Origin of the sequence: Rathayibacter sp. AY1H2 (assembly GCF_002931985.1) — a bacterium.
GTDB lineage: Bacteria > Actinomycetota > Actinomycetes > Actinomycetales > Microbacteriaceae > Rathayibacter.
On record NZ_PSUV01000024.1, the window covers coordinates 41,876 to 50,678 of the forward strand.

Genomic DNA, 8,803 nt, shown 5'->3' on the forward strand with positions numbered 1-8,803 from the left:
CGGCCATGAGCGACGACACCACCCTCTCGGCCGAGAGCCGCGCCGAGCGCGACGCCGCGCCCGGGAAGGCCGCGACGCTCATCGAGTCGCTGCCCTGGCTGCAGAGCTTCCACGGGCGCACGATGGTGATCAAGTTCGGCGGCAACGCGATGGTGTCGGAGGAGCTGCAGCGCTCCTTCGCCCAGGACATGGTCTACCTGCGCTACGCCGGGATCCGCCCCGTGGTCGTCCACGGCGGCGGGCCCCAGATCTCGCGGATGCTCGACCGGCTCGGGATCGAGAGCGAGTTCCGGGGCGGCTACCGGGTCACGAGCCCCGAGGCGATGGAGGTCGTGCGGATGGTGCTCACCGGCAGCATCAGCCGCGACATCGTCCGCCGGATCAACGAGCACGGCCCCCTCGCCGCCGGCATCTCCGGTGAGGACGCGGGCCTCTTCGTCGGCCGCCGCCGCGGTGTCGTGATCGACGGCGAGGAGCACGACCTCGGACTCGTCGGAGACGTGATCGCCGTGGACCCCGCCGCCGTCCTCGCTCAGCTCGAGGCCGGCCGGATCCCGGTCGTGTCCTCGATCGCCCCCGACTCGGACGACCCCACGCAGTCGCTGAACGTCAACGCCGACGCCGCCGCCGCCGCGCTGGCCGTCGCGCTCGGCGCCGAGAAGCTCGTCGTCCTCACCGACGTGGCCGGCCTCTACTCCGACTGGCCCGACCGCGAGTCGCTCGTCTCGCACATCCGCTCGGACGACCTCGCGGCTCTGCTGCCCTCGCTCGAATCGGGCATGATCCCCAAGATGACCGCCTGCCTCGACGCCGTGCGCGGGGGAGTGCCCAAGGCCGCCATCATCGACGGCCGCATCCCGCACTCGATCCTGCTCGAGGTGTTCACCTCGGAGGGCATCGGCACCGAGGTCGTCGCCTCGCTCGACCCCCGCGACCGGGAGCGAATGTCGGGCCGCTGATCCTCAGCGGCCCCGGCTCCGAGCGCCCGTCCCGTCCGGGACGCGCGCACCGTCGGCCCTCGCGGCCGGACCGCTCCGATCGAAAGGCCACCATGTCCATCCCCACGACCGCGTCCCGCACCGGCTCGGCGCGCGACCGCTACTCCGCCGCGATGATGCAGACCTTCGCGCCGCCGCTCGCCGTGCTCGAGCGCGGCGAGGGCTGCCGGGTCTGGGACGTCGACGGGCGGGAGTACCTCGATTTCCTCGGCGGCATCGCCGTCAACTCGCTCGGCCATGCGCATCCCGTGTTCGTCGAGGCCGTGACGCGCCAGGCCGGTGCGCTCGCCCACGTCTCCAACTACTTCGCGACCGCCCCGCAGATCGAGCTCGCCGAGACCCTGCGCCGCCTCACCGGGGCCGGGGAGACGGGCCGCGTCTACTTCGCCAACTCGGGCACCGAGGCCAACGAGGCGGCCTTCAAGCTGGCGCGGCTGAACGCGGCCGGCGGCCGGCACCGCGTCCTGGCGCTGCAGAACGCGTTCCACGGGCGGACGATGGGCGCGCTCGCTCTGACCGGCAAGGCGGCCATGCGCGCGCCGTTCGAGCCGATGCCGGGAGGGGTCGAGCACCTCGAGGCGAGCATCGAGGCCCTCGAGGCGGCTCTCGACGAGTCCGTCGCCGCGCTGATCGTCGAGCCCATTCAGGGGGAGGCGGGCGTCATCCCGCTGCCGGCCGGCTACCTCGAGCGCGCGCGGGAGCTCACCCGCGAGCACGGCGCGCTGCTCATCGTCGACGAGATCCAGACCGGGGTCGGGCGGACCGGACGCTGGTTCGCCTACCAGGAGGCGGGGATCCTGCCCGACGCCGTCACCCTGGCCAAGGGGCTCGGCGGAGGCTTCCCCGTCGGAGCGCTGGTGACCTTCGGCGAGGCGTCCGACCTCCTGCAGAAGGGCCACCACGGCAGCACCTTCGGCGGCAATCCGCTCGCGACCGCCGTGGCCGGAGCCGTGCTCGCCGAGATCGAGCGCGCCGACCTTCTCGGCAACGCGCGGGAGCGCGGGGCGCAGATCGTCGACGCGCTGACCGCTCTCGACTCGCCCCTGATCGGAGGGGTCCGCGGCGCGGGCCTCCTCCTGGGCATCGCCCTGACCCGGCCGGTCGCCGCCGAGCTCGCCGCCGCCTGCCTCGACGCCGGCCTGATCGTGAACGCGGCGAACGACTCGAGCATCCGGCTCGCGCCTCCGCTCGTGGTGACCGCCGCCGACGTCGCCGAGTTCGCCGAGCGCTTCGGCCGCGCACTGCAGACCCTCTGACCCCGTACCTCCACCGAAAGCGACCAGCACCGTGACCCGCCACTTCCTCCGCGACGACGACATCACTCCCGCCGAGCAGGCCGAGATCCTCGACCTCGCCCTCGAGCTCAAGCGCGACCGCTTCTCCCGGAAGCCCCTCGCCGGGCCGCAGACCGTCGCCGTGATCTTCGACAAGTCCTCCACGCGCACCCGTGTCTCCTTCGCGGTCGGCATCGCCGATCTCGGCGGCAGCCCCCTGATCATCTCGACCGCGAGCAGCCAGCTCGGCGGCAAGGAGACCGCCTCCGACACGGCGCGGGTGCTGGAGCGCCAGGTCGCCGCCATCGTGTGGCGCACCTACGCGCAGTCGGGCCTGGAGGAGATGGCGCGCAGCACTCGCGTGCCGGTCGTCAACGCGCTCTCGGACGAGTTCCACCCGTGCCAGCTCCTCGCCGACCTGATGACCATCCGCGAGCACCGCGGTCACCTCGCCGGCCTCACGCTCACGTTCTTCGGCGACGGAGCGAGCAACATGGCGCACTCGTACCTCCTGGCGGGGGCCACGGCCGGCATGCACGTCCGCATCGTCTCTCCGGAGTCGTACTCGCCGGACGCGGCGGTCCTGGCCGATGCGCAGCGCATCGCCGCGACCACCGGCGGATCGGCGATCACCACGACCGACCCCGACGAGGGCGCGGCCGGCTCCGACATCGTGATCACGGACACGTGGGTGTCGATGGGCAAGGAGGACGAGAAGGCGGCGCGCGTCGCGACCTTCGGCGCCTACCGGGTCGACGCGGCCACGATGGCCGCCGCCGCTCCCGATGCGCTGTTCCTGCACTGCCTGCCGGCGGATCGCGGCTACGAGGTGACCGCCGACGTGATCGACGGCCCGCAGAGCGTGATCTGGGACGAGGCGGAGAACCGCCTGCACGCGCAGAAGGCCCTGCTCGTGTGGCTCCTGGAGCGCGCCGGCACCGCCGACGCCGCTCAGTAGACTCGACAGCCGAACCCGAGGAGAACCATGACGGAACGACCCTCCGCCCGCGCGGGCGAGGCCGGAGCCCTCTGGGGCGGCCGCTTCGCCGGCGGCCCCTCGCCCGAGCTCGCCGCGCTCTCGAGGTCGACCCACTTCGACTGGCAGCTCGCCCCCTACGACCTCGCCGGCTCCCGCGCCCACGCCCGGGCGCTCGCCGGAGCGGGCTACCTCGACGACGCCGAGCTCACCGCGATGCTCGCGGCGCTCGACCGGCTCGAGGCTGCCGTCGCCGACGGGAGCTTCGCCGCCGACGAATCCGACGAGGACGTGCACGGCGCCCTCGAGCGCGGCCTGATGCTCGAAGCCGGTCCCGAGCTCGGCGGCAAGCTCCGCGCGGGGCGCTCGCGCAACGACCAGATCGCCACCTTCGTCCGGATGTACCTCCGCGACCACGCGGCGCTCGTCTCGGAGCTGGTGGTGCAGCTCATCGACGCCCTCGCCGCGCAGGCGTCGGCGCACCCGACGGCGATCATGCCCGGGCGCACCCACCTCCAGCACGCTCAGCCCGTGCTCCTCGCGCACCATCTGCTCGCCCACGGCTGGGCGCTGCTGCGCGATCTGGAGCGCCTGCGGGACTGGGCCGTCCGGGCGGACGTCTCGCCCTACGGCTCGGGCGCCCTCGCCGGCTCGACCCTCGGCCTGGACGCCGAGGCGGTCGCCCGCGATCTCGGCTTCGCGTCGAGCGTGCCGAACTCGATCGACGGGACGGCCAGCCGCGACCTCGTCGCCGAGTTCGCCTTCGTCAGCGCCATGATCGGGATCGACGTCTCGCGCATCGCGGAGGAGGTCATCCTCTGGAACACGCGGGAGTTCGCCTTCGTCACGCTCGACGACGGCTACTCGACCGGGTCCTCGATCATGCCGCAGAAGAAGAACCCCGACATCGCCGAGCTCGCCCGGGGGAAGTCCGGCCGGCTGATCGGCAACCTCACCGGGCTGCTCGCGACCCTCAAGGCGCTGCCGCTCGCCTACAACCGCGACCTGCAGGAGGACAAGGAGCCGGTCTTCGACTCGGTGACGACCCTCGAGGTCCTGCTGCCCGCGTTCACCGGCATGATCGCGACCCTCACCTTCCACACCGACCGGATGGCGGAGCTCGCGCCCCAGGGCTTCTCCCTCGCGACCGACGTGGCCGAGTGGCTCGTGAAGAAGCACGTGCCCTTCCGGGACGCCCACGAGATCACCGGCGAGCTGGTCAAGCTGGCGGAGTCGCAGGGGAGGGGGCTCGAGGATCTCGACGACGCCGCGCTCGCCTCGGTGTCGCCGCTGCTCACGCCCGACGTGCGCTCCGTTCTCAGCATCGAGGGATCGGTGGCGAGCCGGGACGGTGTCGGCGGCACGGCTCCCGACCGCGTCTCGGAGCAGCTCGCCCGGCTGACCGAGCGCGTCCGGGTCGTGCGCGGATCCCTCCGGGGGGAGCGCCCGTGACCCTTCGAGGAGCGCCGGGCGACGACGGCCGTCCGCCGCTGCGCCCCTGGCAGCAGCGGACTCTGGTGCTCGTCGCCGCAGTCGTCATCGTCGCGGTGATCGTGATCACCCTCGTGTCGGGCCAGAGCTTCTTCTGAGCGCCGACCTCCCCGATCTCTCGCGCTCGGCCCTCGAGGTGGCACCGCAGCTGCTCGGCCGCGTCCTCCTGCACCGCACGCCGGAGGGCGTGGTCGGCGTCCGGCTGACCGAGGTCGAGGCGTACCTCGGAACCGGTGAGGATCCGGGCTCGCATGCGCACCGCGGACCGACACCCCGGACGGCTCCCATGTTCGGTCCGCCCGGGTCCGTGTACGCGTACTTCACGTACGGGATGCACACCTGCGTGAACATCGTCTGCTCCCCGGCGGGCGCGGCGTCGGCGGTGCTGCTGCGCGCAGGCGAGGTCGTATCGGGGGAGGATCTCGCGATGATCCGGCGCGGACCCGTTCGCAGCCGGGATCTGGCCCGCGGACCCGCACGGCTGGCGAAGGCCCTCGGAGTCCGTCTCACCGAGTCGGGCGACCCGCTCGAGGCGGCGTTCGAGCTGCTGCCGGGGGAGAGGCCGTCCTCCGTGGCGGCGGGCCCGCGCACCGGCGTCTCGGGCCCGGGCGGCGGGGACGACTTCCCGTGGCGCTTCAGCATCCCGGGCGACCCCACCGTCTCGCCCTACCGGAGAGCAGTGCCCCGGCGGCGGCCCGGAGCTCAGCCCGCGAGGTAGAGCCGGGCGAGAACGCCGAGAGCCGCCGCCCAGGCGAGGCTCGCCAGCGTGCCGATGATGAACCGCTCGCGCGCCTCCGGGGAGGCGAGCTCGCTGAAGCGGCCGACGCCCTTGATCGCCACCACGACCGCGATCCCCTCGGGGAGACCGCTCATCAGTGCGCCGGCCGTCGCGATCCGCTCGAGGACCCCGATCGTCGTCCCCCCGCGCAGCACCTCGATCGGCTGGCCGATCGCCGAGGGCGCGCTCCCGGCGGCGGGGCGGGAGGTTCCGGCGACCATGATGCCGCCGTGGCTGCCGCTGCGGGAGTCGGCCGTCGCGAGCCGGAGGGTGAGCAGCACGACCGGCCCGCCGCCCGCGATCGCCAGCGCGAAGGCCAGCACCGCCACCAGGACGGAGTGGATCGGGGGCGCGGACGGTCCGGCGACCGCCGTGAGCAGGAAGGCGGCGGCCGCCGCCACGAGGGGGATCCAGGCGAGCTGCGGACGGCGAAGGCGCACGGCGAGCACCGCACCGGCGAGTCCGGCGAGCAGCACGAGCACCACGCCCGTCCACGAGGCGGACTGCAGCGCGGAGGCGAGGAGCAGGGCGGGGGATCCGGGGGGTGCCGTCATCGGGGTGTCCTCTCGTCGGTGGGGTCGAGCGTACGGTCGACCACTGTCAGCAGGCGCGCGAGCGCGTCACGGGCGGGAGCGTCGACTCGAGCACTCGCCGCGCGGACCCGGAGGCTGACCGCCTGCGGGCTGACGGCGAGGCGCTCGGCCGCATCCTTCTGGGAGAGGCCGCTCTCGAGCAGGTCGACGATCTGCCAGCCGGCCTCGGAGCGCGCGTCGCGCAGCAGGAGGAGCGGATCGATCAGCGCCTGGACGTCCGCCGGTGCCGGCGCCGCCGTTCCCGGTGCGTCCGGATCGAGGGAGAAGCGCGTCGGCCGGCCCTTCGCCGCCTCGACCGCCCGGCGCGCCGCGAAGTACGCCTCCCCGGTCGCCGCTCTCGTGGTCGCGGGGAGTGGCCGGTCGACGGGGCCGATCCCGAGGCCGATGCTCCAGTGGCCGGTCCGGTGCAGCTCGAGCACGAGCGCGACGACGGCATCGGCCCGGTCGAGCACGCACTGGAACTCGTCGCCCGCCGTCCGCTCCGGGGGCAGGACGAACGACGCCCGACCGTCGTCGATCAGGCTCGCGATCGCCTGGTCCACGCGGTCGTGGTCGTGCCTGCTGTCGCGCTGATCCACGGTGATGACGAACATCGGACCTCCTCGATCAAGTATCGGCACTTGATCGCCCCGGATCAAGCCTGTGCGCTTGACTCCCGGAGACCGGCTCCTTCCCGCCGCGGTAGCCTGGTCGGGTGATCGACCAGCACCTCCCCGGGTCCGCGACGAGCCCGCGGCTCGACCCCGCCTTCGACTCCGTGTGGGACGAGCTGGTCTGGCGAGGCTCGGTGCACGTGTCGACCGATGCGGGAGCGTTGCGCGAGCTGCTGTCGGGGGAGCCGATCACCTACTACTGCGGGTTCGACCCGACCGCGCCCAGCCTCCACCTCGGGAACCTGGTGCAGCTGATCGTCATGCGCCGGCTCCAGCTGGCCGGGCATCGGCCGCTCGGGCTCGTCGGCGGCTCGACCGGGCTGATCGGGGATCCGCGTCCGACGGCCGAGCGGACGCTGAACTCGCGCGAGACGGTGACGGCGTGGGTCGAGCGCCTCCAGGCGCAGGTGTCCCGGTTCGTTCCCGCGGGCGGCGACAACGGGCTGCGCCTGGTCAACAACCTCGACTGGACCGCTCCGCTGTCGGCGATCGACTTCCTGCGGGAGATCGGGAAGCACTTCCGTGTGGGGACGATGCTCAAGAAGGACGCGGTCAGCGCCCGCCTCAACTCCGACGCGGGGATCAGCTACACCGAGTTCAGCTACCAGATCCTGCAGGGACTCGACTACCTGGAGCTCTACCGGCAGTACGGGTGCGTCCTGCAGACCGGCGGCAGCGACCAGTGGGGCAACCTGACGAGCGGGACCGACCTGATCCACCGCACGGAGGGCGTGTCGGTCCACGCGATCGGCACACCGCTGGTGATGAACTCCGACGGCACCAAGTTCGGCAAGAGCGAGGGCAACGCCGTCTGGCTCGACTCCGAGCTCACCAGCCCATACGCGTTCTACCAGTTCTGGGTCAACACGGACGACCGTGACGTCGCCGACCGCCTGCGGATCTTCACCTTCCTGCCGCGCACGGAGATCGAGCGCCTGGAGAAGGCCGCTGCCGACGAGCCGTTCCGCCGGGAGGCGCAGCGCGCGCTCGCCTGGGAGGTCACGTCGCTGGTGCACGGAGCGGAGGCGACGCGCTCGGTGATCGACGCCTCGGCCGCGCTCTTCGGCAAGGGCTCGCTCGAGGGGATCGACCCGGTCATCCTCCGCGGCGCGCTCGAGGCGGTGCCCTCGATGGAGGCGACCCCGGAGACGCCGGCGCTGCAGGCGTTCGTCGAGACCGGACTCGTCGCCAGCACGGGGGAGGCGCGGCGGGCTCTCGCCCAGGGCGGGCTCTCGGTGAACAACACCGCCCTCCCGTCCGAGACCGTCACGCTCGGCGAGCTCCCGTTGATCGACGGGATCGCCGTCCTCCGTCGCGGCAAGAAGAGCTTCGCCGGGGCCTTCGTCCGCTGACCGCGTGCCCGCTGTCCTCGAGCGGACGCGGGCGATGACGGCGTCGGCGGTCTCATCAGCTCGGTGTCCGGTAGCCGGTAGCCGGTAGCCGGATGTCCGGTGTCGGGTACCGAGTCGGACACTCAGCGACGCAGAGCCCTTGAATCGCGACACGCCCGGGACGCAGGCGATTTGCCGCTCGGCCGAGGCCCGACGTAATGTAACTCCTCGTCACCCCAAAGGAGCGGCAAGCGGGAGTCAGGCGCAGAGCGTCGAGACCAGCTGGCCCACCTCAAGCGGGGACCATCCCCTCGCTCCCAGGCCTGTTAGAGATTCGTCTCTTGAAGACTGCGGGATCGCGAGCGTAAGATGCAAAGCCTCCACGGGACACGGTCCCGGCTTCGTTGCAAGGCCTCACGGCCGAGCCCGGTGCAGCGGTGCGGTCCTCGATCGCGCAGCGAACACCACGAAGAAGCCGGACTTGACACGGCCTGCGGATGTGCTAAGTTAGTCGAGTTGCCACGGAGGCGATCGGGACTTCGGTTCTGACAAGCCTAACCGGTCTCGGCAAGTAAGACAAATCGAGTGGCTCACGCCCTCGTACAGCAAACTTCGATCACTTTCGTTGTGAAGCACCGTTCTGGTGTGGAGGCGGGATGTGTCCGATTCTTGAGAACTCAACAGCGTGCACTATGTTCAATGCCAATTT

At 72.1% G+C, this 8,803-nt stretch carries 9 protein-coding genes; 7 read left to right on the top strand and 2 right to left on the bottom strand.

Features of this window, described 5'->3' with window-relative positions; translation table 11 throughout:
- The first annotated feature begins 5 nt into the window (after positions 1 to 5).
- The 6 genes from argB to C5C29_RS14950 all read left to right on the top strand — a co-directional run bounded on the left by argB (position 6) and on the right by C5C29_RS14950 (position 5,457).
- Positions 6 to 959, top strand: coding sequence for an acetylglutamate kinase (argB, locus tag C5C29_RS14930; protein ID WP_104224497.1), 954 nt, complete (start codon positions 6 to 8; stop codon positions 957 to 959).
- A gap of 92 nt (positions 960 to 1,051) precedes the next feature.
- Entirely contained in the window at positions 1,052 to 2,254 is a 1,203-nt protein-coding gene (locus tag C5C29_RS14935; protein ID WP_104257206.1) for an acetylornithine transaminase, read from the top strand.
- 31 nt (positions 2,255 to 2,285) lie between these two features.
- The gene (argF, locus tag C5C29_RS14940; protein WP_104308522.1) at positions 2,286 to 3,230 is read left to right on the top strand and encodes an ornithine carbamoyltransferase; all 945 of its coding nucleotides are present in this window, start codon (positions 2,286 to 2,288) and stop codon (positions 3,228 to 3,230) included.
- A 27-nt stretch (positions 3,231 to 3,257) separates the two neighbouring features.
- Positions 3,258 to 4,700: an argininosuccinate lyase gene (gene argH, locus C5C29_RS14945; RefSeq protein ID WP_104224500.1), complete on the top strand. Its 1,443-nt coding sequence runs from the start codon at positions 3,258 to 3,260 to the stop codon at positions 4,698 to 4,700.
- Positions 4,697 to 4,837: a hypothetical protein gene (locus C5C29_RS17245; RefSeq protein WP_160034127.1), complete on the top strand. Its 141-nt coding sequence runs from the start codon at positions 4,697 to 4,699 to the stop codon at positions 4,835 to 4,837. Before argH ends, C5C29_RS17245 begins: the two co-directional genes overlap by 4 nt.
- Positions 4,834 to 5,457 carry a DNA-3-methyladenine glycosylase gene (locus C5C29_RS14950; RefSeq protein ID WP_104224501.1) on the top strand — a complete coding sequence of 208 codons (624 nt, stop codon included), beginning with the start codon at positions 4,834 to 4,836 and terminating at the stop codon, positions 5,455 to 5,457. The genes C5C29_RS17245 and C5C29_RS14950 overlap by 4 nt, the downstream gene beginning before the upstream one ends.
- Here C5C29_RS14950 and C5C29_RS14955 read toward each other — a convergent pair.
- A complete protein-coding gene (locus C5C29_RS14955) occupies positions 5,442 to 6,071 on the bottom strand; it encodes a hypothetical protein (protein WP_258059401.1) in 630 nt (209 codons plus the stop codon). The two genes, C5C29_RS14950 and C5C29_RS14955, sit on opposite strands and share 16 nt — an antisense overlap.
- Positions 6,068 to 6,703 carry a DNA-binding protein gene (locus tag C5C29_RS14960; protein ID WP_104224502.1) on the bottom strand — a complete coding sequence of 212 codons (636 nt, stop codon included), beginning with the start codon at positions 6,701 to 6,703 and terminating at the stop codon, positions 6,068 to 6,070. Before C5C29_RS14960 ends, C5C29_RS14955 begins: the two co-directional genes overlap by 4 nt.
- A gap of 101 nt (positions 6,704 to 6,804) precedes the next feature.
- Between C5C29_RS14960 and tyrS the strand changes: the two genes are divergently transcribed.
- On the top strand, positions 6,805 to 8,115 hold the full coding sequence (gene tyrS, locus C5C29_RS14965; RefSeq protein ID WP_104224503.1) for a tyrosine--tRNA ligase: 1,311 nt from the start codon (positions 6,805 to 6,807) through the stop codon (positions 8,113 to 8,115).
- Positions 8,116 to 8,803: the final 688 nt, after the last annotated feature.

Excerpts from the sequence above, each read along its gene's own strand:
- argB (WP_104224497.1), top strand. The coding sequence starts at position 6 with ATGAGCGACGACACCACCCTCTCGGCCGAGAGCCGCGCCGAGCGCGAC.
- C5C29_RS14955 (WP_258059401.1), bottom strand. The coding sequence starts at position 6,071 with ATGACGGCACCCCCCGGATCCCCCGCCCTGCTCCTCGCCTCCGCGCTG.
- argH (WP_104224500.1), top strand. The coding sequence starts at position 3,258 with ATGACGGAACGACCCTCCGCCCGCGCGGGCGAGGCCGGAGCCCTCTGG.
- C5C29_RS14960 (WP_104224502.1), bottom strand. The coding sequence starts at position 6,703 with ATGTTCGTCATCACCGTGGATCAGCGCGACAGCAGGCACGACCACGAC.
- C5C29_RS14935 (WP_104257206.1), top strand. The coding sequence starts at position 1,052 with ATGTCCATCCCCACGACCGCGTCCCGCACCGGCTCGGCGCGCGACCGC.